20 protein-coding genes are annotated in these 23,428 nt (G+C 74.5%); 10 read left to right on the forward strand and 10 right to left on the reverse strand.

All coding sequences use genetic code 11. From position 1 onward, the window contains the following. The first annotated feature begins 108 nt into the window (after positions 1-108). Positions 109-993 (forward strand): NADP-dependent oxidoreductase, encoded by an 885-nt coding sequence (locus tag AB0K80_RS17340; protein ID WP_365670378.1) that lies wholly within the window; start codon positions 109-111, stop codon positions 991-993. 175 nt (positions 994-1,168) lie between these two features. Here AB0K80_RS17340 and AB0K80_RS17345 read toward each other — a convergent pair whose 3' ends face one another. Then, positions 1,169-2,518, reverse strand: a complete 1,350-nt coding sequence (locus tag AB0K80_RS17345) for an MFS transporter (RefSeq protein WP_365670380.1) — start codon at positions 2,516-2,518, stop codon at positions 1,169-1,171. Between the two features lie 205 nt (positions 2,519-2,723). Here AB0K80_RS17345 and AB0K80_RS17350 point away from each other — a divergent pair, with 205 nt between their 5' ends. The 5 genes from AB0K80_RS17350 (at position 2,724) to AB0K80_RS17370 (ending at position 7,536) form a co-directional block, all read left to right on the forward strand. Next, positions 2,724-3,797 (forward strand): LLM class flavin-dependent oxidoreductase, encoded by a 1,074-nt coding sequence (locus AB0K80_RS17350; protein WP_365670383.1) that lies wholly within the window; start codon positions 2,724-2,726, stop codon positions 3,795-3,797. A gap of 118 nt (positions 3,798-3,915) precedes the next feature. Further along, the gene (locus AB0K80_RS17355; protein ID WP_365670385.1) at positions 3,916-4,635 is read left to right on the forward strand and encodes a response regulator transcription factor; all 720 of its coding nucleotides are present in this window, start codon (positions 3,916-3,918) and stop codon (positions 4,633-4,635) included. Then, positions 4,636-6,084, forward strand: a complete 1,449-nt coding sequence (locus AB0K80_RS17360; protein ID WP_365670387.1) for a HAMP domain-containing sensor histidine kinase — start codon at positions 4,636-4,638, stop codon at positions 6,082-6,084. It abuts the gene before it with no gap. A 25-nt stretch (positions 6,085-6,109) separates the two neighbouring features. After that, on the forward strand, positions 6,110-6,946 hold the full coding sequence (locus AB0K80_RS17365; protein WP_365670389.1) for a GNAT family N-acetyltransferase: 837 nt from the start codon (positions 6,110-6,112) through the stop codon (positions 6,944-6,946). Positions 6,947-6,990: 44 nt separating this feature from the next. Continuing rightward, a complete protein-coding gene (locus AB0K80_RS17370) occupies positions 6,991-7,536 on the forward strand; it encodes a YciI family protein (protein ID WP_365670391.1) in 546 nt (181 codons plus the stop codon). Between the two features lie 9 nt (positions 7,537-7,545). On the opposite strand, the gene AB0K80_RS17375 is transcribed toward AB0K80_RS17370, so the two are convergent. Continuing rightward, complete coding sequence (locus AB0K80_RS17375) at positions 7,546-8,859, reverse strand: FAD-dependent monooxygenase (RefSeq protein WP_365670393.1); 1,314 nt, start codon at positions 8,857-8,859, stop codon at positions 7,546-7,548. A 296-nt stretch (positions 8,860-9,155) separates the two neighbouring features. Between AB0K80_RS17375 and AB0K80_RS17380 the strand changes: the two genes are divergently transcribed. From AB0K80_RS17380 to AB0K80_RS17390, 3 genes are all read left to right on the forward strand, one after another. After that, positions 9,156-10,154, forward strand: a complete 999-nt coding sequence (locus AB0K80_RS17380) for an ABC transporter ATP-binding protein (protein ID WP_365670395.1) — start codon at positions 9,156-9,158, stop codon at positions 10,152-10,154. Continuing rightward, a complete protein-coding gene (locus AB0K80_RS17385) occupies positions 10,151-10,984 on the forward strand; it encodes an ABC transporter permease (protein WP_365670397.1) in 834 nt (277 codons plus the stop codon). Before AB0K80_RS17380 ends, AB0K80_RS17385 begins: the two co-directional genes overlap by 4 nt. Before the next feature lie 96 nt (positions 10,985-11,080). Next, positions 11,081-11,620 carry a YceI family protein gene (locus AB0K80_RS17390; protein WP_365670399.1) on the forward strand — a complete coding sequence of 180 codons (540 nt, stop codon included), beginning with the start codon at positions 11,081-11,083 and terminating at the stop codon, positions 11,618-11,620. Between the two features lie 97 nt (positions 11,621-11,717). Here AB0K80_RS17390 and AB0K80_RS17395 read toward each other — a convergent pair whose 3' ends face one another. The 6 genes from AB0K80_RS17395 to AB0K80_RS17420 are packed head-to-tail and all read right to left on the reverse strand — an operon-like array spanning position 11,718 to position 22,019. Continuing rightward, the gene (locus AB0K80_RS17395; protein ID WP_365670401.1) at positions 11,718-12,635 is read right to left on the reverse strand and encodes a thiopeptide-type bacteriocin biosynthesis protein; all 918 of its coding nucleotides are present in this window, start codon (positions 12,633-12,635) and stop codon (positions 11,718-11,720) included. A gap of 53 nt (positions 12,636-12,688) precedes the next feature. After that, positions 12,689-14,194, reverse strand: a complete 1,506-nt coding sequence (locus tag AB0K80_RS17400) for a hypothetical protein (protein ID WP_365670403.1) — start codon at positions 14,192-14,194, stop codon at positions 12,689-12,691. Beyond that, a complete protein-coding gene (locus AB0K80_RS17405; protein ID WP_365670405.1) occupies positions 14,191-16,125 on the reverse strand; it encodes a TOMM precursor leader peptide-binding protein in 1,935 nt (644 codons plus the stop codon). The genes AB0K80_RS17400 and AB0K80_RS17405 overlap by 4 nt, the downstream gene beginning before the upstream one ends. Further along, positions 16,112-18,235 (reverse strand): hypothetical protein, encoded by a 2,124-nt coding sequence (locus AB0K80_RS17410; protein WP_365670408.1) that lies wholly within the window; start codon positions 18,233-18,235, stop codon positions 16,112-16,114. Before AB0K80_RS17410 ends, AB0K80_RS17405 begins: the two co-directional genes overlap by 14 nt. Further along, positions 18,232-20,847 carry a lantibiotic dehydratase gene (locus tag AB0K80_RS17415; protein ID WP_365670411.1) on the reverse strand — a complete coding sequence of 872 codons (2,616 nt, stop codon included), beginning with the start codon at positions 20,845-20,847 and terminating at the stop codon, positions 18,232-18,234. The genes AB0K80_RS17410 and AB0K80_RS17415 overlap by 4 nt, the downstream gene beginning before the upstream one ends. After that, entirely contained in the window at positions 20,844-22,019 is a 1,176-nt protein-coding gene (locus AB0K80_RS17420) for a hypothetical protein (protein WP_365670413.1), read from the reverse strand. Before AB0K80_RS17420 ends, AB0K80_RS17415 begins: the two co-directional genes overlap by 4 nt. Before the next feature lie 248 nt (positions 22,020-22,267). On the opposite strand from AB0K80_RS17420, the gene AB0K80_RS17425 reads away from it, so the two are divergent. Continuing rightward, positions 22,268-22,864 carry a hypothetical protein gene (locus AB0K80_RS17425; protein ID WP_365670415.1) on the forward strand — a complete coding sequence of 199 codons (597 nt, stop codon included), beginning with the start codon at positions 22,268-22,270 and terminating at the stop codon, positions 22,862-22,864. A gap of 110 nt (positions 22,865-22,974) precedes the next feature. Here the strand turns inward: AB0K80_RS17425 and AB0K80_RS17430 are convergent, their stop codons facing one another. Next, positions 22,975-23,148: a thiazolylpeptide-type bacteriocin gene (locus AB0K80_RS17430; protein WP_365670417.1), complete on the reverse strand. Its 174-nt coding sequence runs from the start codon at positions 23,146-23,148 to the stop codon at positions 22,975-22,977. Between the two features lie 34 nt (positions 23,149-23,182). After that, complete coding sequence (locus tag AB0K80_RS17435; protein ID WP_365670420.1) at positions 23,183-23,356, reverse strand: thiazolylpeptide-type bacteriocin; 174 nt, start codon at positions 23,354-23,356, stop codon at positions 23,183-23,185. Positions 23,357-23,428: the final 72 nt, after the last annotated feature.

A 23,428-nucleotide genomic window follows, 5' to 3' on the forward strand; every position in this document is an offset into this window, starting at 1 on the left:
GAGGTAGGCACCTTCAGGTAACTACTTACCGATGGATAGTAACTCTTCCTAGGGTTGTGGCGACGGAGGGGGGATCAGCCAACCCCCGGACACACAGGGAGAGTTGTGATGCGTGCAGTGGTGGTGAGGAGCTTCGGCGGGCCCGAGGCCGTGGAGGTCGTGGACGCCGAGGTGCCGGAGCCGGCCGCGCGGCAGGTGCGGATCAGGGTCGCGGCGGCCGCGCTGAACCCGGTGGACGCCGGGGTGCGGGCGGGGGTCTTCGGCGGTGCGGGGAAGCAGATCGGGCTGGGCTGGGACGTCGCCGGGGTCGTGGACGCCACGGGTGTGGCGACGGCCTGGAGCCCCGGCGACGAGGTCGTGGCGCTCGACTACGGCATGGTCAAGCCGCTGGGTTCACACGCCGAGTACGTCGTCGTCGACGCGGACGCCGTCGCCAAGGCGCCGGCGACGGCCGACGCGGTGCACGCGGCCACCCTGCCGCTGAACGCCCTGACCGCCGCCCAGGCCCTGGACCTGCTGGAGCTCGCGCCAGGGCGGTCGCTGCTGGTGACGGGGGCCGCGGGCGGGGTCGGGGGGTACGCCGTGCAGCTCGCCGCCCACCGGGGTGTCGAGGTGACCGGCCTGGCCCGTCAGGACGACGCGGAGCTGGTGCGGGCCCTGGGCGCCCGGCACGTCACCGAGGCGGCGCCCGGCAGCGTGGACGCCGTCCTCGACGCGGCCGTGCTCGGTGAGCCCGCCCTGGCGTGGGTGCGGGACGGCGGCACCTACGTCGGTGTCATCCCGCAGGCCGCGCCGGCCCCGGTGCGCGGGATACGGACCACCGCCGTCGAGGTGAGCCCCGACGGGGCCCGCCTGGCCGAGCTGGCCGCGCTGGCGGACGAGGGGGTGCTGACCCTGCGGGTGGCCGAGACGTACGCCCTGGACGATGCGGCCAAGGCACACGCCCGGCTTGCCGAGGGCGGGGTCCGGGGACGGCTGGTGCTCGTGCCCTAGAGGAACGCCTGCCTGGGGCGGCTGCCCGGGGGATGCCTGCCTGGGGGTGCCTGCCTGCGGCGGCTGCCCGGGGGGATGCCTGCCTGGGGATGCTTGCCTGGGGCAGCTGCCCGAGGGGCCGCCCGGGGGCGCCCGCCCGGGGACGCCTGCCCGGGGGTCACATGCCGGGGAATGCCTAGTGGCCGTGCTGTTCCGGTGCCTTGCGCGGCAGGAGCCGTGCCAGGGGCAGGCACAGGAGGGTGGCGATGGCGACCACGGTGAGGCTCACGGTCAGGGCGCGGACCTCGCCGCCGGTGGTCCTGAAGTACACGGTCGTCACGGCCGCCGCGCCGACCGCGTTGGCCAGTTGCTGCACCGCGTTGAGCGAGCCGCTGGCGCTGCCCGCCTCCTCGGGGGCGATGTCGCCGATGGTGACGTCGTAGATGGTGCCGAAGCCGGTGCCCATGCCGAGTCCGATGACGAAGAGGGGAGGGACGAGCGCCCAGGCGCCGGTGTCCGTGCCCGAGTGGGCCACCAGGAGCCCGAGGTGGGCGCAGCCCGCCAGGATGACCAGCAGGCCGGCGAGGACCAGCCGGCGGCCGTGGGTGTGGATCAGGCCGTGGCAGGCAAGGGAGGCGACGACGATGCCGGCCGTCAGCGGGACGAGCGCGAGCGCGGTGCCGGTGGGGGAGCGGTGCAGGCCGTGCTGGAGGAAGAGGGAGAGCACGTAGAGCAGGCCGGCGGTGGTGGCGAAGACGACGATGCCGAGGACCAGGCCCGAGGTGAAGCCGCGGTTGCGCAGCAGGGACGGCTGGATCAGGGGGTGGGCGGCGGTGCGCTGCCGGTGGCAGAACGCGGCGGCCAGGGCGAGGCCCAGCAGGAGCAGGGTGAGCGGGCGGGCCGTCCAGCCGTGGGCGGAGCCGTCGATGAGGCCGCCGAGCAGTGCGAGCAGGGCGGCGGAGAGCAGCGCCGAGCCCGGGGCGTCGACGACCGTCCCGGGTGAGCCGGGGTCGCGGGGGAGCAGCCGGTACGCGGCGGGCAGGGCGGCGCCGCCGAGGACCAGGTTGATCAGGAACAGGGGGCGCCAGCCGAGGCCCGCGAGGTCGGCGTCGATCAGGAACCCGGCGAGGATCGGGCCGCCGACCGCGGACAGGCCCATCACCGGGCCGAACAGGCTGAACGCCTGGCCCAGCCGCTCGCGCGGCCAGGTGGCGGCCAGGATGCCGAAGCCCTGCGGGATCACCAGGGCCGCGCAGGCGCCCTGGGCGAGCCGGGCGAGGACGAGCAGGGTCGGGTGGCCGGCGAGTCCGCAGGCCAGCGAGGCGGTGACGAACCCGGCGAGGCCGAGCAGGAACAGCCGCCTCCGGCCGTACTTGTCGCCGAGCCGTCCGCCGGTCACCAGCAGGGCGCCGAGCGCGAGGGCGTAGGAGGCGCCGAGCCACTGGACGAGGCTCTCACCGCCGCCGATGTCCCGGGTGATGGTCGGGGCGGCGACGTTGGTGATCGTGGCGTCGAGGAGGTCGAGGACGTCGGCCGCGAGGATCACGGCGAGGATCGCCCAGCGGGAGCGGGCGGGGAGGACGCTTTTCTCTGCGTCAGTGTCTGCGTCAGTGCGTGCGTCAGTGTCTGCGTCAGGCAATGTCTGTGTCACGCAGATAACTGTCCAGGACGGCGGGTTCGGAGGTCAACTGGAATTAGGAGAGCGACGCCTGGCATGGTTCAGCCATCAACAGCCTGGAGGGGGAGCGACCATGCAGTTCGGAATATTCAGCGTCGGCGATGTCACGCCGGACCCCACCACCGGCCGGACCCCGACCGAGCGCGAGCGCATCAAGGCCATGGTCGCCATCGCGCTGAAGGCCGAGGAAGTGGGCCTGGACGTGTTCGCGACCGGCGAGCACCACAACCCGCCGTTCGTGCCGTCGTCCCCGACCACGATGCTCGGCCACATCGCCGCCCGCACCGAGCGGCTGATCCTGTCCACGGCCACCACCCTCATCACCACCAACGACCCGGTGAAGATCGCCGAGGACTACGCGATGCTCCAGCACCTGGCCGACGGCCGGGTGGACCTGATGCTGGGCCGCGGCAACACCGCCCCCGTCTACCCCTGGTTCGGGCAGGACATCCGGCAGGGCATCCCGCTCGCCATCGAGAACTACGCCCTGCTGCACCGGCTCTGGCGCGAGGACGTCGTCGACTGGAAGGGCGCCTTCCGTACGCCCCTGCAGGGCTTCACCTCGACACCCCGGCCGCTGGACGGCGTACCGCCGTTCGTCTGGCACGGCTCGATCCGCTCACCGGAGATCGCCGAGCAGGCCGCGTACTACGGCGACGGCTTCTTCAGCAACAACATCTTCTGGCCCTCCGACCACACCCGGCGCATGGTCGAGCTGTACCGCACCCGCTACGCCCACCACGGGCACGGCACCCCCGAGCAGGCCATCGTGGGCCTCGGCGGGCACGTCTTCATGCGCCGCAACTCGCAGGACGCGATCCGCGAGTTCCGGCCCTACTTCGACGTCGCGCCCGTCTACGGGCACGGGCCCTCCCTGGAGGAGTTCACGGCCCAGACCCCGCTGACGGTGGGCTCCCCGCAGCAGGTCATCGAGAAGACGCTGACCTTCCGCGAGTACGCCGGCGACTACCAGCGCCAGCTGTTCCTGGTCGACCACGCCGGGCTGCCGCTGAAGACCGTCCTGGAACAGATCGACATGCTGGGCGAGGAGGTCGTGCCGGTGCTGCGCAAGGAGTTCGCCGCCCTGCGCCCGGCCGGCGTGCCGGACGCGCCGACCCACGCGAGCCTGGTGGCGGCCCGGGGGTGAGAGGACGGCAGGGGGACCGTTCGCGGTTGCGCCGGGGCGGGTGAGAGGCCAGTAAGAAGGGCGCTGATGAGCCGCTCATCACGTCCTGCGACCACCGGGATCTTGGCACTATGGACGCGTGCCCCACACTGTGCTGCTCGCCGAAGACGACCGCGCCATCCGCCACGCCCTGGAGCGCGCCCTGACCCTGGAGGGCTACCAGGTCACGGCGGTCGCCGACGGTGTCGAGGCGCTGGCGCAGGCTCACAAGAACCGTCCGGACGTCCTCGTTCTGGACGTGATGATGCCCGGCATCGACGGACTCCAGGTGTGCCGCGTGCTGCGCGCCGAGGGCGACCGCACGCCCATCCTGATGCTGACGGCCCTGGTGGAGACCGCCGACCGGATCGCCGGCCTCGACGCGGGCGCCGACGACTACGTCGTCAAGCCCTTCGACGTCGAGGAGGTCTTCGCCCGGCTGCGCGCCCTGCTGCGCCGCACCAGCCCGGTGCCGGTCGGCGCCGCCCCGGCCGACGCGCCGCGCCCGCCCGCGCCCGAGCGGCTGGTCGAGGCGGGCGGCATCCGCATGGACCCGCAGGCCCGCCGCGCCTGGCGCGGCACCCGCGAGCTGGAACTGACCCGCACCGAGTTCGAACTGCTGGAGCTGCTGGTCCGCAACGCCGGCATCGTGCTGGACCACTCCACCATCTACGACCGCATCTGGGGCTACGACTTCGGCCCCGGCTCCAAGAACCTCGCCGTGTACGTCGGCTACCTGCGCCGCAAGCTCGACGAGCCCGGCGCGCCGCAGCTGATCCACACGGTGCGGGGCGTGGGTTACGTGCTGCGGGAGGACTGAGTGGCCCTCGGCCGCCTCGGGCGGCTGCTGGCACGGCGGCGGCCCCACCTGGTGTCGCTGCGGACGACGTTCGCGGTGTCGTTCGCCACGGTGACCGCGGCCGTCACCGTCCTCGTGGGCATCCTGTCCTACAGCGCGGCGGCCCGGCTGGTGCGCGTGGACCAGCAGTCGGTGTTCAACGAGGTGGTGCAGGACCTGCGCAACGAGGTCCGGCAGAACCGCATGCGGCCCGACGACTTCTCCTCCTCCGCGCCCGGCCACGACCTGGTGCGCCCCGCCCGTACCAACGTGCAGGTGATCGGCCCGGACGGCCGGATCGCCGACCCGGGCAGGCCGCGGCTGCCGGTCACGGCCACCGACCGCGCGGTTGCCGCGGCGGGCACGGCCGGGCGGCTGGCCGAGCACCGGCAGGTCGACGTCGGCAACGACGTCTACCGCGTCGCGACCGTCGCGCTCGGCGACGGCCACGGCGCCGTGCAGGTCGCGCAGGAGTTCAGCGACACCGAGGACCTGCTGCGGGCCCTCCAGCGGCGCACCCTGATCCTGATGGCCGCCGTCGTCACCGCCGCCGGCCTGTTCGGCTGGTGGCTGGCCCGGCGCATCACCCGCCGCCTGATCATCCTCACCGACGCCGCCGAGGGCGTGGCCCGCACCCGGCGGCTCGGCATCCAGGTGCCCGTCACCGGCCACGACGAGGTGGGGCGCCTGGGCCGCGCCTTCGACCGCATGCTCGGCCGGCTCGCCCAGTCCGAGGAGGACCAGCGCCGCCTCGTCCAGGACGCCGGCCACGAACTGCGCACCCCCCTGACCTCGCTCCGCACGAACATCTCCCTGCTGCGCCGCATCGACGAACTCCCGCCCGCGACCCGCGAGGAGCTCGTCGCGGACCTGGGCCAGGAGGCCCGCGAGCTGACCGACCTCGTCAACGAGCTCGTGGACCTCGCGGCCGGGCAGTCCGACACCGAGCCGCCGCAGAAGGTGGACCTCGCCGACATCGCCGAGGACGTGGCCGGTCTCGCCCGGCGCCGCAGCGGACGGCGGATCACGGTCCGCGCCGGCGGCGACACCACGGCCAGCGGCCGGCCCGGGATGCTCACCCGGGCGGTGTCCAACCTGGTCGAGAACGCGGTGAAGTTCGACCGCGAGGGTGCGGCCCCCATCGAGATCGCCGTCAGCGGCCCCGCGGCCCGCCCGGGCACCATCCGCGTCGAGGTCCTCGACCGCGGCCCGGGCATCGCCGAGGACGATCTGCTGCGCGTCTTCGACCGCTTCTACCGCGCCGCCGACGCCCGCTCCCTGCCGGGGTCCGGGCTGGGCCTGTCGATCGTCCGCGAGGTGGCCCTCGCCCACGGCGGCGCCCCGTTCGCCCTGCGGCGCGAGGGGGGCGGGGCGGTGATCGGGTTCACGGTGGGCGGGGGCCTGACCGGGGAGGAGCGGGGCGCGGGGTGACGGGCCCGGGGACCCGGTCCACGGCGTGGACGGCGCCGCAGGGGATCTGCGCCGGACGCCGCCGCGGGCAGACGCCCGGGTGCATCCGGCGGGCCTGCGCCAGGCGCTGTCGCGGGCAGACGCCCGGGTGCATCCGGCGGGCCTCGACGGACACCTGGTCTGGGCCGCCCGGCTGCGGCCCGACGGCCGGCGGCCCGGCCCGGGTGTGCGGATCTTCCGGCGGAGCGGCGCGGTCGCCGTGGCGAGCCCCGCGCTGTCCGGCCGCGACCGGATCGCGGTGGCCGGGGAGGCGCAGGCCGTGGTGCACCTCGTCCGGGACGTGCTGCCCGAGGTCGGGCCGACCTACCGCCCGTTCGGGCCGGCGGACCTGATCGACGCACTCGTACGCGGCATCCCGGGCCTGGAGAGGGCCGGGGGCCCGTTCCTGTGGATGGAGACGGCCGCTCCGCCCCCGGCGGCCGTGACCGGCGTCGCCTGGCTGGACGCGCGGGCCGAGCTGGAGGCCCAGACACTGTTCGACCGGTACTTCCCCGGCTCCCACGCCCAGCCTGGCCGGCCCGGCGTCCGCCGCTGGGCGGGCGTGCGCGACGAGTCGGGCACCCCGCTCGCGGTGGCGGCGGACGCCTGGTCCGGGGCGGGGTGCGGCTTCCTGGCCGGAGTGGTCACCCACCCGGCGGCGCGCGGCCGCGGGCTGGGGGCGGCCGTGTCCCGGTTCGTCCTGCACGCACTCGTACGGGACCACGGACGCGCCGCGCTGATGGTGGACGCCGGCAACACCCCCGCCGTCGCCGCGTACCGGCGGGCCGGCATGAGCGGGCAGCTGTTCGGGGCGGCGGCCGCGCCCCCCGACCACGTCGGCTGACGCCAACCCCATGGGCGGGTAGGGCAGTTGGGTAACGTCACGGCATGCCCTTCTACATACACGGACACGACAGGCCCGGGGTGGAGAGCGCCCTGCTCGAGCTGGCCGAGGAGCACTGGTCCTACATGGACCGTTTCGCCGACCGGCTCGTGCTGCGCGGCCCCACCCTGTCCGACGACGGAGAGCACCACACCGGCAGCGTCCACGTCGTCGACCTGCCCGACCGCGCGAGCGCCGAGCGGTTCGCGCACGAGGAGCCGTACTGGAAGGCCGGGCTCTACGAGCACGTCACGACCGTACGGGCGATCGTCCTGCTCGACCGCAGGCCCAGCGGGGAGCCGCTCACCCTGACGACCGGCCACTGGCCGGCCACCCCCCGGGTCACCGACACCACCCACCTCCTCGGCTCCGGCCTGGGCTTCGCGGCCGCGCTCGTGGACGACGACAGGTCCCACACCACGGGGATCCTCGCCGTCGTCGCGGCCCTCCCGGACGAGGCCCGGAAAATCGTCCAGCCCCTGGCCGACCACCTCGCGGGCGGGGCCGTGCCGCTCACCGCGCGGCGGTGGTGCCGCGGGGGGCGTTCCTAGGGAGGGTGCTCACGCCGGGGCGGGGACCACGCTGCGGCCTGTCTCGTGGGCGTACAGCGCGGTCCGGTCGTGCAACGCAGCGTGCACCGCCATGTGGGCGTCCCTGCGGCGCTGGGCGGGACCGTCGGGCAGGTGGAGGATGCCCGCGTTGGCCCGTGAGCCGCGCTGGACCTCGGCGGTGCGGGGGACGCGCAGGGACTCGTAGCGGGCCAGCCGTTCCGGGATCGCCTCGAACGGCGCGTCCGCCAGGCAGCCGGCCAGATCCATCGCGTCCTCGATCGCCTGGTTGGCGCCCTGGGCCATGAACGGCAGCATGGGGTGGGCCGCGTCCCCCAGCAGCGTGATGCGGTCGGTGGACCAGGTGCGCAGCGGCGGTCGGTCGTGCAGGGCCCACTGGTGGGTGGACTCGACCGCCGCGACGATGTCGGCGACGAGCCCGGTCCAGCCGCCGAACACCGCGCGCAGTTCCTCGGGGTCGCCCGGCCGCGACCAGGACTCCCGGGGTGGGGCGTCGGACGGCAGGGGCACGGTCGCGGCGTAGCTGAGATACGCGCCGGACGCGACGGGGTAGCACACGAAGTGCCCGCCCGGGCCGAGCCACAGCCGCACCAGGCGTTCGCGGGACTCGGCCGGCAACACCTCGGCGGGGACCAGGCCCCGGTAGATGCCCAGGCCCGAGTAGACGGGCTCGTCGCGGCGCAGCGTCTCGCGGACGGTGGAGTGGATGCCGTCCGCGCCGACCACCAGGTCCGCCTCGCGGACCGTGCCGTCGTCGAAGGTGAGCCGGACCCCCGAGGCGTCCGGGTGCTCGCGTGCCGCACGCAGCCGCTGGCCGAGTCCCAGCCGGTCCCGGTCGATCAGGGAGAGCAGGGCGTCGTGCAGATGCGCCCGGTGGATCGTCAGATACGGCGCCGCGAACATGCGCTCGCACTCGGCGCCGAGTGGGGTGCGCGCGATGGGCCGCCCGTTCCAGCCGCGTACCTCCATCGCCTCGATGCGCACCGCGTGCTCCTCGAGCGCCGGACCCAGGCCGAGACGCAGCAGGGGGCGGATCGCGTTGGGCGAGAGCTGGACACCCGCGCCCACCTCGGACAGTTCGCGGGTCTGCTCATGGATCACGTACGGGGTGCCGTTCGCGGCCAGCGCGCCGGCCAGGGTCAGTCCGCCGATGCCCGCACCGACGACGGCGACCTGCGGCCGCGCCCGCCCCGTGCGGCCCGCCGGGCTCGGGGAGGCCCCCGAGTCCCGGCTGTCTCCCGAGTTCCCGCGGCTCTCCGAGTTCCCGGGCTGCCGCCGCCCTCCTGCGTCTCTCCCCAACCGCACCTCAGGGACCGCCTTCCGCGTCTTCGCGCCACGTCCGTGCACCGTCGCGGTGCCTGCCTGACATGGGCAACTGTCATCGGTCGTGTCCCGAGCATGTGGCGCGCGCCACCGGACGGCAACGTCCCGCCCGGCTGGTGCTGACAACTGTCGCCGCATGCGTGACGGACGTCATCGATCCCTCGGTCATGACTGCTGCCGCGCCCCCGCCCGGCCCTACCGTCCTGGACCAGACAGCCGGTCACGTACGACATCTGGAGGCACGCGGTGACACGGATACGACGAGCGGAGCGGCCGCGGTGACCGCGGTGGCCGTTGAGGGCCTGCTCAAGAGGTACGGGGACCATGAGGCCGTGCGCGGCGTGGACTTCGCCGTCGAGGAGGGGGAGATCTTCGCCCTGCTCGGGCCGAACGGTGCCGGCAAGACCACCACCATGGAGATCCTGGAGGGGTTCCGGGACCGCGACGGCGGCACCGTGCGGGTGCTCGGCCGCGACCCCGGCGACAAGGCCGGCGGACAGTGGCTGCGCGGGCAGATCGGGCTCGTGCTGCAGGACATCGCCGTGGAGCCGTACCTGTCGGTGCGGGAGACCGTAGCCCGGAACGCGGGCTACTATCCGGCCCCCCGTGACGTCGACGAGGTGATCGACCTGGTGGGGCTCCAGGAGAAGCGGGGCGCGAAGGTCAAGGACCTGTCCGGTGGGCAGAAGCGGCGGCTCGACCTGGCGCTGGGCGTGATCGGGGATCCGCGGCTGCTGTTCCTCGACGAGCCGACCACCGGGTTCGACCCGGGCGCCCGCCGCGGGGCCTGGGAGGTCGTGCGGAGCCTGCGCGACGCCGGGACGACCATCATGCTGACCACGCACTACATGGACGAGGCGCAGGAACTGGCCGACTCCGTCGCCGTCATCGCCGGCGGGCGGATCGTCGCCTCGGGTACGCCGGACACCCTCGGCGGGCGGGACAGCGCACTGGCGCGGATCCGGTTCTCGCTGCCCGCCGGTGCCGCCATCGACGAACTGCCGATCCCGGTCAGCGACGCCAAGGACGGTCTGGTCATGGCCGAGGCGAAGGAGCCCACCACCGCCCTGCACCGGCTCACCTCCTGGGCGCTGGAGCGGGGGACGACGCTGGAGCGGCTGACCGTCGAGCAGCCCACCCTGGAGGACGTCTACCTGGGGCTGACCAGTTCGTACGCAGAGCAGGACGCCTCCTCCCCGGCCACGGAGCGGGGCCGTACCCCGTCCTCGGCGGCGCGTGAGCGCCGGGGGCGCCGATCCGGACGGAGCCGCCGATGACCAGCACCCTGCCCCCCACGACCACCGCCTCCGGCCGCCGGGCCGCCCTCACCGGGTCCGAACGGCCCGTGGAGCGGGGCTCGTTCGCGCTGCTCGTCCACCAGATCCGGTACGAGCAGCTGTCGTTCTGGCGCAACCCGCAGTCGATGGTGTTCACCTTCGTGCTGCCCATCGTGATCATCTCGATCTTCGGCGCCGTGTTCAGCGGAAGCAAGGGCGAGGAGTTCTTCTTCGGCCTGAGCGGCATGCAGTACTACACGCCGACGATCGCGGCCGTGTCCGTGCTGGGCGCCTGCTACGGCCAGCTGGCGATCGTGCTGGCGATGCGTCGGCAGACCGGCGTCCTCAAGCGGCTGCACGCGACGCCGCTGCCCGCCTGGGTGTACTTCGCGGGCCTGCTGGTGCACTGCGTCGTCGTCAGCGTCGTGGACGTGGCGCTGGTGATCGGCATCGGGCGCCTGTACGGGGTGCAGCTGCCCGTCGACTGGGCCGCCCTCGCGGTCACCCTGGTGTTCGGCGCGGCCAGTTTCTGCGCCCTGGGCGTCGGGGTGGCCTCGCTCATCCGCAACTCGGAGGCGGCGCCCGCGGTCGTGCAGTTCATCCAGTTCCCGCTGGTGTTCATCTCCGGCAGCTACTTCCCGATCCACTCCGAGGCGCTGAACACCATCGCCGGGCTGTTGCCGGTGAAGCCGTTCAACGACGCGATGCTGGCGCCCTTCGCCCAGCACGCCGGCTTCCAGTGGAAGGAGCTGGCCGTGCTCGCGGCCTGGGGCGTCATCGGTGCTCTGATCGCCGTACGGAGCTTCCGCTGGGACCCGCGGCCCGAGTAGCGCGCGCAACGGACGTATGGCGACCTCACCGGGGGCCTCGTACGAGGCCCCCTCGGCGCCTTTTCCCGACCTGACCCCCGAAGGGACCCCACCACCATGCCCGTGGACCACACCACCCGCCCCTCCACCGTCGACGCCACCGCCCTCGCCGCCCTGTCCGGCACCTGGTGTCTCGACCCGGCCGGCTCCGCCGTCGAGTTCACCGGACGGCACTTCCTCGTCCTGCCCGTGCGGGGCTCCTTCCCGGTGCGCTCCGGCCGGGCCGAACTCGCCGCCGACGGCACCCTGGCCCACATCGAGGCCACCGTCGGCGCGTCGGGCTTCGACAGCGGCAATCCACAGCGGGACACGGCGGTGCGCGGCCCGCGCTTCCTGGACGCCGGGCGCTTTCCCGAGCTGCGCCTGACCGGCGGACGCCTTGACGCGGACGCGAGCCTCACCGGCCGGCTGGAGGTGAAGGGCCGTACCACGGCCGCGACCTTCACGGTCGAGGAGCTGACCGTGCGCGGCGAGCGGGTCACGGTACGGGCCGCCGCCCGGATCGACCGGCACGCCTGCGGGGTCGGCGGCCTGCGCGGCCTGGTCGGAGCGGAACTGCGGGTGCGGGTACGGGCCGTGTTCGTCCGGGAGGGGTGAGCGGCACGACGACGCCAGTCAGGCGGCACGACAAAGAGGCCCGGCCGGGAAGGGGAATCCGGCCGGGCCTCTGCGCGGGCGCCCTGGGGCGCGGGGGTCACCCCGTGGGCGCCGGGTCGGGTGCTGGTGCCGCCGCCGGGAAGACGTGGGACAGCCAGGCGTAGGTGCGCAGTTCCTCCAGCAGGCTCAGGCCGAGCCGGTTGTGGAGCATGTGCGCGTGGGAGAAAAGGATCATGCCGGGGTGCACCGGTGAGTGAAGCCGGATCACGGCGGCATGGGCGGCCAGCGCCTCGTACCAGCCGGTGAAGGGACCGTGGGCGTCCTGCGGGACACGTGCCGTGGCCGGGTCCTGGTCGATCCTGGTGATGCGGTCCAGCAACTCCTCGGAGTGGCCGGCGGAGGACGCCCAGGCCCGCCAGGCGGCCAGGCCCCGTGCGAAGTAGTGGGCGCGGTCGGCCGGACCGCCGAGGGCGACGGCGGCGGACAGCGTGCCGCGCAGGGCGAGCCGGGCACGCGCCCCGCCGGTGAGGCCGGGAGCCAGACGCAGCACGAGTGCGCTGGAGAGATGGAACAGGGACTCGGCGGCCGGCATCACGTGGGGGCCGCCGTAGCGCTCGTACTCGGGGTCGTAGCCGGCGCGGTGGACGCCGGGCGGCAGCAGCGCCCGGACGGTGGTGTTGACGCCGGTCTCCCCGGCGGCGGCGAGCCGGGCCGCGCCCTCCTGGTAGGCCTCCTCCGCCAGCGGCTCCTCGCCGTCCGCGAGGCGACCCGCCACGGCGAGCCGGCCGCGCAGGGCCTGCTCCACGCGCGCGTACGTATCCGGGTCCAGGTCCGCCACCCGCAGCCGCAGGTGGGGGCCGGACTGCCAGTAGCGAATGAAGAACCAGGGGGTGCCGGGTGGCAGTTCGCCGACCGTGGGACCGATGACGTCGGTGAGGACGCGGTCGTGGGCGCTGCGCGCGGTGGTGCCGAGGTGCAGGTGCCAGGCGCTCCAGCGCTGCGGTGTGGTGGGCATACGGGTTCCTTGTCCGGGTCGGAGGGACGGGTGCGAAGCGGCGCGTTCCTGGCTCACGTACGAAGGTCGAGTACGGCACCGCCGGTCTCGCGCGGTACGCCGACCACCGCCGACAGAACGATCGTCATGTCCTCGCCCAGGCCGGTGACCTCCTTGGTCTGGATCTCCTTGAAGGCCCTGACCGGCCGCGCGAACAGGCCTGAGGCCGCCGCGGCCAGGCACAGTCCGTGGACGGCCCAGCCACAGGCGTGCTGGGCCGCGCCCCAGCCGGCGGGACCGAGCCGGGCGAACAGCTCGCGGGGCCGCACCGAGAAGAAGACGGTGAGGGGCGCCTTGGCGATGCCGCAGCCGTTGACGGGCGACAGTCCGTAGCCGTAGTTCGCCTCCAGGCCGGCGGGGGCGGTCGCATCGGCCCGCACCAGGTGCGCCGCCCCGTCGTGCACGCGGTGCACTCCCGCGGCGTAGCCGTCGATGTGCTGGACCACGGCGGTCACCGTGACCGCCTCGAAGGCGGCGGCCAGTACCGGGTGCGGAGGAGGGACGCCCAGCCAGGCGAGTGCGGTCGCCAGGCTCCGTGCCGGGAGCGGAGCCGGGCGCGGGGCGGAGTCCATGCCGTGCAGGGCCCGCGGCATACGGCCGGAGTGGCGCCGCCACAGCAGTTCCGCCCAGTCGGGTACGAGGGACGACGCGGGCAGGCGGGCGGGGACGGCCGTGGTGAGCGGCGCTGCCGAAGCCTCGTACAGCTGGCTCCGGTTGACGCGTACGACGTCCGTGAGGGAGGGGTCACCGCCGGGTACCGGGGGCTCCGGCCCGGCCGCGGCCGCGCCGGGGCGCGGTTCACCCACGTCGACGAGCCACGGCAGCGACCACTCCCAGGTGCGCTCCAGCCCCAGTTCGCGCAGCAGGCCCGGTGCGCCCGTTGTCGGCAGGGTGAGCGTCGCCGGCACTCCGAAGAGTTCCAGCCCGAGGCTCAAGGCCCGCAGCACCATGCCGAGTTCGATGGCGACGAGCGAGCCGCGGAACCACTGGTACGCGACCGGGATCGCGGTGTAGCGGCCGGTGAGCGCGATACGGGCGGGGGCGCCCGCGCCGGGCCCGGTGAGGGCGTGGCGGGTGGGCTCCAGCAGCCGCCAGGCGCCGCCTTGCCCCGCGAACGCGTGCACGGGGAACAGACAGCGCGGCGAGGCGTACGGGCGGTGCTCGTTGTACGGGTTCTCCGGTTCGCGGCGCAGCGGCGCGAAGGCGGCGGTCAGGGCGTGCAGCACGGCGTCCGGCGCGGCCGGTGCGGGCGCCGGCACCCGCGGGTAGGGCAGGGCGGACAGGCGTCCGGTGGTGCCCAGCGGCAGGAGGGTGGCCGGGCCCGCCGGGCGCGGGGGCGGAGGCGGCACATGGGTGTCGGGCGGCGGTGTGCTCGCCCAGGTCCACGGCGGCGGCTCGGGGTGGTCGGCCCCCGTGCCGTAGGCGTACCACAGGGGCTCGCGGGCGATGCTGTTGTCGCCCTCGGGGCCCGGCAGGTCCACCGCGGCACGCCGGGTCCAGGCCTGCGCGGGGGCCGTCACGGGAACGGGTGCGGGTCGTAGGGGATGGCCCGGTGCTCCTGGCCCGTGCCGCGCAGCGCGGCACGCAGCCGGGGAAGCCCGTCCAGACGCTGCTGGGCATGGCCGAAGCACATCGGCACGATGCCGGGGACGACGGCCCGGGCCACCGCGATACCGGCGTCGGCGTGCTCCCGGCTGGTCTGGTCGACGACGACGATCTGGTCCAGTCCCGCGTCGGCGAACAGCGAGGCGACGTACCGCAGGGTGCCGCGCACATCGCCGCCCGCCGCCCGCTCCAGCCGACCGGGCCAGTCGGGGAACGTCTCGTCCAGGGTGACGGCCGGACCGCCGAGCCCGGCCAGCGCCCGGTCGCGGGTCTCGGGGATGGAGGAGAACCGCACATGGTCCTCCAACTCCTCGACCAGCCACGGGTCCTCGACCATCCGCTCGACCTGCTCGCGGGTCCAGTCGACCGGGTTGGTGACCAGCTGGGCGACCTCGCGCAACGCGCCGCGGATCGCGGCCTCGGGCTCGGCCCCCGAACCGGCTGAGGAGAACGTCGCCGGGAAGGGGTTCTTCTCGTTCACCGCGATGACCCACACCACCGGCACGGCGATGTCCCGGGTGGCGACGAGCAGGTGGACGTCGAAGCCACGGGCCCGGATCAGCTCGACCATGGCCCGGCTGGTGGGGTCGGTGAGCGTGCCGACGGGGATGTGCGGCAGCGGCTGCGCCCGGTACCAGGACGTCAGGAACGCGTCGCGCTCCGCGAGTTCGAACAGCGCGTGCAGGGCGGCCTCTTCGTAGTTGGCGCCGACCGCGCAGCCGCTGGAGCAGTCGAAGAAGTAGTGCCTGCGGTGGGCGGCACCGGCGACCCGGGCCGCGCGGCGGTCTCTGCGGAACGCGTACTCGTACTGGTAGAAGGCGTGGTCGGCCGGGACCAGCAGGGGCCGGCCGTCTGCCAGGTCGTGGCCCCAGGCCCAGTCCATCGGGGTGTCCGCCGTGAACGGCGTCGCCCTGCTGGTGGGGTGGGCGAGCTGCTCGGCGGTGTAGCGGCCGAGCGTGCCCGGGTCCACGGCGTGCCCGGCGACGTCCCGGTAGGAGCGGTGGGTCACCAGCGGGATGTCGTACGGGTATCCGCCGAGCCGCTCGTACGCCTCCAGGATCGCGACCGGTTCGGTCTCCGCGAACGTACGCGCCCTGCCGTGGCCCATCGCCGGGGCGTCGGCGACGACCGCCATGCTCATCGCGAACGGGGCGTGCGACTCGCGCAGGATCGCGCGGACCGGCCCGAAGCGGTCGTCGACGAGTCGGTCGCGCAGGAAGCCGGGTTCCACGAGGCGGCTTGCCGCGGTGCGGGTCGCGTCGCCGGGGACGGCGGGGCGGGAGCGCAGCGTACGGCGCGCCGGGGCCTCACCGCTCACCAGGTCCTTGGGCGACGGACCGCACACCGGGCAGTGGAAGCTGCGGGCGATACGGTGCCGGCGGGTGCCGCGTACGGTCACCGAGTAGGCCTCGCCCGGCGCGAGAGGGCGGTCCGCCAGGTGCTCCAGGCCGGTGCGCAGGAGCTCGGGCAGCAGCGGCGCGGGAGCGGCGGGCGCCCGGGTGGCCTGTGCGAGGTCACCCACGAGCGGGTGGTCGAGGACGGTACGTTCGCGCACCTCGGCGCAGGCGGCACAGCCCGAGGGGGTGCCGGGCGCCCACAGCGGGCCCACCATGACCTCGTCGTCGTACACCCGTACGGACAGGTGCGGGCCCTCGGCCCTCATGAGGTGGCTGCGTTCCCAGGCCAGGTCCCAGCCGAGATTGACGCAGACGCTGGCGCCGGCCGTACGGGCCAGGGTGGTGAGGGCGGGCAGCCAGTCGTCGTGCGCCGACGCCGGCAGGGCGGGGCCGGTATGCACGGCGGCCGGCCGGTCGCGGACCTCGGTGAGCGGGTCAGTGGTCGGCATCGGCCACCTCCTGGGGCGTCAGGACGGTCGGAACGGCGGCCACCGGGCCGTGCCAGAAGGGCAGTTCGCCCAGCACGGGGTCGAAACCGAGGGCGTTGCCCCGGTAGGTGGCGCGCGCGGTGAGCTGCTCGCGCAGGACGGCGCGGGCGGTGTCGTCGGCGGTCAGCAGGGCGTCGGTGGAGAGCCGGTCGACGGTGCCGCCGGTCTGCGCGGCGGCGAGCGACGCGCACAGCGCGGCGTACGTCGCGTCGGTGGCGGTCGGGCCCCAGCCGGCGCCCAGCAGCCGCCCGCCGGCGCTGACCTCGGCCAGCGGCCAGTCGACTCCGTCGGCCCGGGCCAGGGTGAGGACGGGAGCGGCCGCGCCGAGCAGTGTGCGCAGCTCGGCGAGGATCCGCTCGCCCTCGGCGTGCAGCGGCGGCTCGGTGCCGGGGGCGGCCCGCAGGCGCGCACGGTCGGCGGCGAGGTGCCGCAGCGCGCCATCCAGCAGCCAGTGTTCGCGGGTCAGCCCTGCGGCCGGGGTCCCGGCCGTGCCGGGGATGCGGTCCCGCAGCGCGGCCAGGACGGCGGCGATGGTCGCCGTCTCCTGATGCGCGGCCCAGGCGGTGACCGTGCCCGTACGGTCCGCCCGGTGCTCCGCCGCGCGCAGCGCGAGGGGCATCTGCGGCAGGTGCTCGCCCTGCGCGGCGGCGAAGAGGCCGGTCCATCGGGCGGTGAGGACACCGGCGGCCCGGAGCGTGGTCTCCGGCGCGGGGAGCGGTTCGGCCGGTGCGTCGTCCAGCCGGACGGCGACCGCTTCGGTCACGGGGACGCCCGTGACGGTGACGCGGTCGGCCGTCAGGTCCGGGCCGTGGACGACATGCGCCTCGCCGGGGTCCGCGACACCCGTGAGGATGTCGGTCAGGAGCTGGGCGGCGAGGGCCCCCGCGAGAGCGTGGGCGAGCGGTCCGGTTGCCGGCTCGATGCCCTCGGCCTCCGCCCAGGCACGGGCCCGGTCCCGGAACGCGGCCCAAGCGGCGGGCACCGCGCCGACGGGGCCGACGAGCACCGGCCCGGGACCGAGCAGCACGGGCACGTGCAGCGTCCCGTCCTGCTCGGTCCAGGTTTCGTCACCGCTGAGGAACTCGATGACGGCACGAGGCCCGCCTACGGCCCCCGCGCCTCTCGTCCCCTCCGGGCCGCCGGCGGGACCGGCAGCCGGAGCCCTGTGCACCGCCGGGTCGCCGGCGGAGGTGAGGGGGGTGAAGACGTGTTCCGCCGGCTCGCCGGGAGCCGGAGCACCAGTCCCTTGCACCGCCGGGTCGCCGGCGGGGGTGGGGGTGCTGGGGTGGTTCGCCGCCGGGTCGCCGGTGGCGGTGGGGGTGGGGGTGGGGGTGCCGGTGTCGTTCGCCGCCGGGTCGCCAGTGGCGGTGGGGGTGCTGGGGTGGTTCGCCGCCGGGTCGCCGGTGGGGGTGGGGGTGCTGGGGTGGTTCGCCGCCGGGTCGCCGGTGGGGGTGGGGTTGCCGGGATTGTTCGCCGCCGGGTCGCCGGCGGGGAGAAGCAGGGCGGGGTCCGCGTACATGGCCGGGTCGCAGACCGGGACGAGGGTCCGGGGCGCGGGTCCGGCCGTCACACGGGTCACGCCGGCCCGTGTGAGCCCGCGCAGGGCGGGGCCCGTCGCCGTGGCCGGGCCGCGCAGCTCGACCGTGGCCCGGCACAGGTGGGCGAACGCCGCGTACGGGTCGTCGAGGCGGGCGGTGAGGCGGGCCAGGGTCTCGGCGTGGCGGGCGGCGTGCTCCGCCGCGGGCTCCGGTGCGGTGAACGCTGCCGGGTCGAGCAGCAGACCGCTGTCCCGGAGCCGGTTGATCAGGTGCCGTACCGCGGGCCGGGCACGCTCGGTGCCGAACACGGCGACCAGGGCGTCCTCGGTCGTGCCCCGCTCCAGCAGCGGCACGCAGCCGTCCGCCACGGCGTACATCAGGTCCGAGCCGCGCAGCACGAACTGCCCGCGCGCCCCGCTGAAGTAGACGCCCCCCGGCACGGGTGCGTAGTGCAGCCCGGGCCGGGCCCTGAGCGGCGCGGTGCCCGCGTCCGACGACGCGGCCGTACCCCTGTCCAGATCGGTCACGGTCATGACCGCGCTCCTTCCCGTTCCCCGTTGTTCGCCGGGTCGTACACGAACCGTCCCCCTGCCGTCCGCCCGACCTCGAGCACCCACTCCGTCGCGTGCGTGCCGTTCGTGACGCCGGGCAGCGCCTCCTCCAGGTAGCTCGCGCCGTCCCCGCGGCGCTCCAGCATGCGGGGCAGGACCCGCACCGCGAGGGCGCTGGACAGGTCGACGTACTGCGGCTTCTGCTGGAGGCGCTTGGACTGCACATCGGGTGCGCCCACCGACAGCGGGCCCTCGTCCTCGGGCGCCGACTTGATGACGACCTCCTCGGGGACCCCGTACCGGGCCCGCCACGCCGTCAGCGCGAGGAGCCGGTCGTGCTCGTCGGGCCCCGCGGCCACCGCCGTGTCCAGTTCGGCGCCGCCGTACCAGCGCCGCCGTCCGATCAGGACGTCCCCGACGGCCATGCGCGGAGCGACCCTGGTGTGGCGGCCGTCCCACGCCGTGGCCGCGTGCCAGGAGTTCGGCAGGCTGTTGAAGAGCCGGCCGCTGATCACCAGGCCGGAGGCCACCGACAGCGGGGGAGGGAACAGCCCCGGGTGGCCGGTGCCCAGCGGCAGCACCCGCAGCGGCACGCCGTCCGCGTCCTCGACCCGCAGCGTGTCGCTCTGCGGGTCGTGCGCCAGCCGCAGGGCGAACCAGTCCTCCGGGGTCAGGCCGCCCGGCAGCACGGGGGTGTGGGCGTTGACGTTGAGGCGGTGCAGCCCCAGGTCCTCGGTGATCCGGGTGCCGTCGTGGCCGTAGAAGCGCCGCAGGTGCTCGGCGAGGCGGGGCAGGGCACGGCCGCCCTGGCGGTGGTCCGCCTCCAGGAAGCGTGCGTACAGCATGCCGTGGCCCGGCAGCCCGTCGTTCAGGACGAGCTTGTCGCCGGCCTGCTGGAGCAGGACGCCGTAGATGAGCGGGTCACGGCGGAAACGGTCGGGCAGGGCCCGGGTCAGGTCGGCGACGTCCGCCGCCGTGAGCGTCAGGGTGTCCTGACCGGCCTGGGCCGTCTTGGTGAGGAGGGCGTGCACCTCCTCGGACAGTTCGCGGCGCAGGAGGTACATGCGTTCCAGGCAGCCGTCCGCCGGGCCGATGCCGGCCAGCGCGGCGGCCTGTCCGGTGCCGTCGGGCCCGTACACGGCGGCCATCGCCGCGGCCCGCCGGGACACCTCCCCGACGATGAACGGCGCGTGCTCGGCAAGCGGTACGTTCGCCCCGGGCCCGAACCGCTCCACGAAAGCGGCGGTCATGAGGACCCGTACGTCGTGCAGCCAGTCGAAGACGGTCAGTAGCTCCACCGCGGGGCCGAGACCGGCCAGCGGGGCGTGCCAGTCGGAGGACGCCACCTTCAGCGGCGGCATGACGTAGTCCTCCTCGACGGTGATGTGGGCCGGGCGGCCCGCCGCCTGGCTGAACCGGCCGAGGTCCGCGCGCAGGCCGGCCAGTGCCGGGCCCCGCTCGGCGGCGGGGACCTGCGTCACCCGCGGCAGGCCGGTGCGGACGCGGTCCGCCAGTTCCCGCACGGCGGCGGCCTGTCCGGTCGCGGGCAGGCCGGGAGTGAGCAGCTCGTCGTAGTCGGCGGAGCCGGCCCGGTCCTCAGGCTGGTTGAACGTGCACAGCACGCCCTGCCGCAAGGCCTGCCGTACCCGCCGGTCGGCGTCCTCGGCGGAGCATCCGGCGCGCTCGGCGACGTGGGCGACGACGGCCGGGAACCTGCGCGGCCCCATGGACAGCGCGTCGAGCAGGTCACCGGCGGGCCCGTCGAGCGGGACGGCGAGGCGGTGCATGCCCTGCTCGGTGAACTTCAGGAAGTACAGCTTGCCCGTCTCGGGGTCGGGAGCGGAGGTGGGCGGCATGCCCACCCACAGCCCGGTCAGGTCCGTGCCGTCGTCGGCGGGCAGGCCGCCGAGCACGTAGTGGAGCATGACCCGGTCCAGGCCCGGCACGGCGCGCGCCCCGGTGAAGGACACCTCGCCGGGGCGTACGGCCTCCGGGTCGGTGGCGGGGGCGGGTTCGGCGATGCCGACCGCGGTGAACCGGGAGAGCGGGCTGGTGCGCACCATGGCCCGGGTCACGTACTGGATGAGGCCGCGCTCGGACTTGCGGGTGCGGGCCGAGACCTTGCCGGGGCCCTGGACCGCGGCGCGGTAGCGCTCGGCCTCCTGGTGCACCTCGGGGGCGACCAGGGCGAGGGAGCACAGCAGATCCGCGTCGCCCAGCAGGCCGGCCAGGACCGCTCGTTCGCGGTCGGCCGCGGCCGGGTAGCGCTGGATGATCGTGGCGCGCAGCCGCTCCCGCTCGGTGTGCGCGGCCAGCCAGCGGGCCACCGAGGGGACCTCGGCCGCGGGGGTCTTCTTCGGCGCCCGGCCGTTGTGGATGGCGCGGCGCAGCGCGATGAGGTCGCGGCGTTCGGCGTCGGATCCAGCCGCGCCGATCCGCTCGTACAACTCCTGCGAGCACTGTGCGGCGGCCTCGGCCAACTCGGTTTCCACGCCAGCGAGTTCGCGGGTCAGGCGGCGCAGGTCCGGGTCGGCGAGGCGGGCCCTGCGCAGCGGATTGACGCGCAGGAACCACTGGGGTTCGGGGCTTGTCATCGCGGGGCTCCCGTCGGGTCGGTGGGCTGGGCGGTCGCCGCCAGGCGCTCCCGCCAGGTGGTGCCGAGCACCTCGTCGACGGTCTCGGCGAGGGCGAAGCACATGTAGTAGCGCTGCATCGGCGACACCGTGAGCAGCGGCAGGTGCTGGTAGAAGAGGTTCGTCAGAAGGCGGTAGGCGGCGAAGAAGGGCGACGGGGTGCTGATCGCGCCGGAGCCGTGCACGGTCCGGTGGAAGTCGGTGTCCGGCTGCTCGCCTCGCGGCACCGCCGTCGGCGCCCCGGGCGGGCCCATCCGGTCGCGGTCGATCCCCTCGGTGACGGAGTCGAGCAACCGCGCGGTGAGGGTGCCCGCGGCGACGGCGCTGTCCAGCACCCCGGCACTGTAGGCGAACGCGGTGCGCCACTGGGCGGCCGCCGGTGACACCGCGCCGCTCAGCCGCTGCTCGACGACCGCACGGATCAGCGGGGCCTCGTCGGCCAGACGCGCCCGGAAGACGGGCCGCATGTCCTTGCGCGGAGCGGCCCAGGCGAGGAACGCCTCCACGTGCGACCGGGGCGAGAACACCCCGTAGGCCGGTCCGAGGGCGTGGGTGTCGACGAGCGCGGCGAACGCCTCCGCGAGGCGGGCCGTGCCGCTGCCGGGTTCCTCGGCCAGACCCTCGATCATCGACAGGACCGGCGGGGTGAGGGCGCCGTTCACGACGGTGCGCAGCGCGTCGAGGCGCGGCTCGCGGGAGTGCAGGGCGGGGTCGTCGGGGCCGATGCGCAAGACCACGCCGTGCTCACGCAACGGCAGATAGGGGGGCTCGACGGCCTCCAGCCGGCCGAACTCGCGGGCCTGTTCCAGATACACCTCCTCGGTCAGTGCCCGGGACGGGTCGAGGGGGCCGGCGTCGAGTCCGGCCGCGACGGCCGACCAGTCGGCAGGCGCCCCGGGCCCGCCCGGCGCTCCCGCGCCGGCCGGGGCGAGCACGTCGATGTGCGGGCCGTGCAGCCAGCCACGGCGCACCTGTACGCCGGGTATGCCCCGCTCGCCGAGCTTGCGGGCGACCGGGACGACGTACCGGGCCAGCCAGGCCGGTGTCACCGGCATCCGGGTGTGGAGCCGCACCCCCGTCAGGCCGGCGGAATCCGGCCTCACGGCACTGCGCTCCGGAGCGTCAACCCCCATGTCCTTCGCACCTTCCGAGACGAGCGAAAAAAGAGAAAGAAAATCCGAGTCACATCATTGGCGCCGATAATTGGCGACGGAAGAGGAAAAAGCCCGGGCCTTACATAAGTCATCGTTTCCGTGACGTTTCCGCCGCTCGGGCACGACCTCTGTCGCGAGAGGTCGGAACTTCTTCTTCCGTTTTCCGGCGGTCCGTGCGCTGGCCGAAAACGTCCAGGTGGGCGGCGTGGCCGTTGTACTCTCCGCGAATGACGTCTACGCCCCCCACCACACCCCCGGTCCCGTCCGCCTCGGACGCCGAATGCCGCGCGCTCACGCGCACGCTGCGGCGCCGGGGGACCCTCGTGCTCTCCGTGTTCGCGCTGGTGTGGGCCGTCGCGGCGGCCTCCGGGACCGGTTCGGCCACGGACGCCGTACCGGTGGGCATCGAGGCGGCCGCCGTCCTCGTCACGGCGGGGGCGATCTACCTGGGGTACCGCAAGGGCGCCGCGCCCTCGCCGCGGATGGTGAGCCTGCCGGCGAACTGGGCGCGCGGTGTGGGCATCGTCAACACGGTCGAGCTGGTGGCCGTCTTCGCCGTCATCGCCGCGTCCAACGCCTCGGGCCGGCCCGAGCTCATCCCCGTGGGCATCGCCCTCGTCGTGGGGCTGCACTTCTTCCCGCTCGCCCGTCTGTACGACCAGTGGCAGTACCGGTGGACGGCCGCACTGCTGACCGCCCTGTCGGTCGTCGGCCTGGTCCTCGTCGTGGCGGGGCTGGCCGACGAGAGCGTGCGGGTCGTGGTGGGGCTGGGCTGCGCGGTGGTCCTGTGGGGCTCGGCTTACCACCTGGCCGTACGGGGCTGACGAACCCGGGCGCCGTCCGCGAGCGAACGCAAGGATGTGCCCGACCGGCCGGGGCCGGGCAGGCGCATCCTTCTGCGTTCACACCGTTGTGCTCAGGCGGTGACGCGGGTTCAGCAGGCCGAGCAGGTGCTGGAGGACGAGGAGGAGGTGCCGATCGAGCCGCTGGAGGCGCCCATCTCCGGCAGGGCGACGCCGTCGGTGACCTCGAGGGTCTCCAGCTCGTCCGCGTCGAAGCCCTCGAACGCCTGGTCCGCGTCGTTGTTCTTGATGCCGTCGATGCTCATGTCGTGGTCCTTCCGGTAGTCCTGGTGGGGTGGGTCAGCAGGCCGAGCAGGTGCTGGAGGACGAGGAGGAGGTGCCGATCGAGCCGCTGGAGGCACCCATCTCCGGCAGGGCGACGCCGTCGGTGACCTCGAGGGTCTCCAGCTCGTCCGCGTCGAAGCCCTCGAACGCCTGGTCCACGTCGTTGTTCTTGATGTCCTTGGCGGTCATTCCGTGTTCCTTCCACTGTGTTCAGGAATTCCGGGGACGGAATTCCCGGCCTTCGTCACTGGCGGCCTTCCG

This window comes from Streptomyces sp. NPDC052682, assembly GCF_040678435.1.
In the GTDB taxonomy this organism is placed as follows: Bacteria; Actinomycetota; Actinomycetes; order Streptomycetales; family Streptomycetaceae; genus Streptomyces.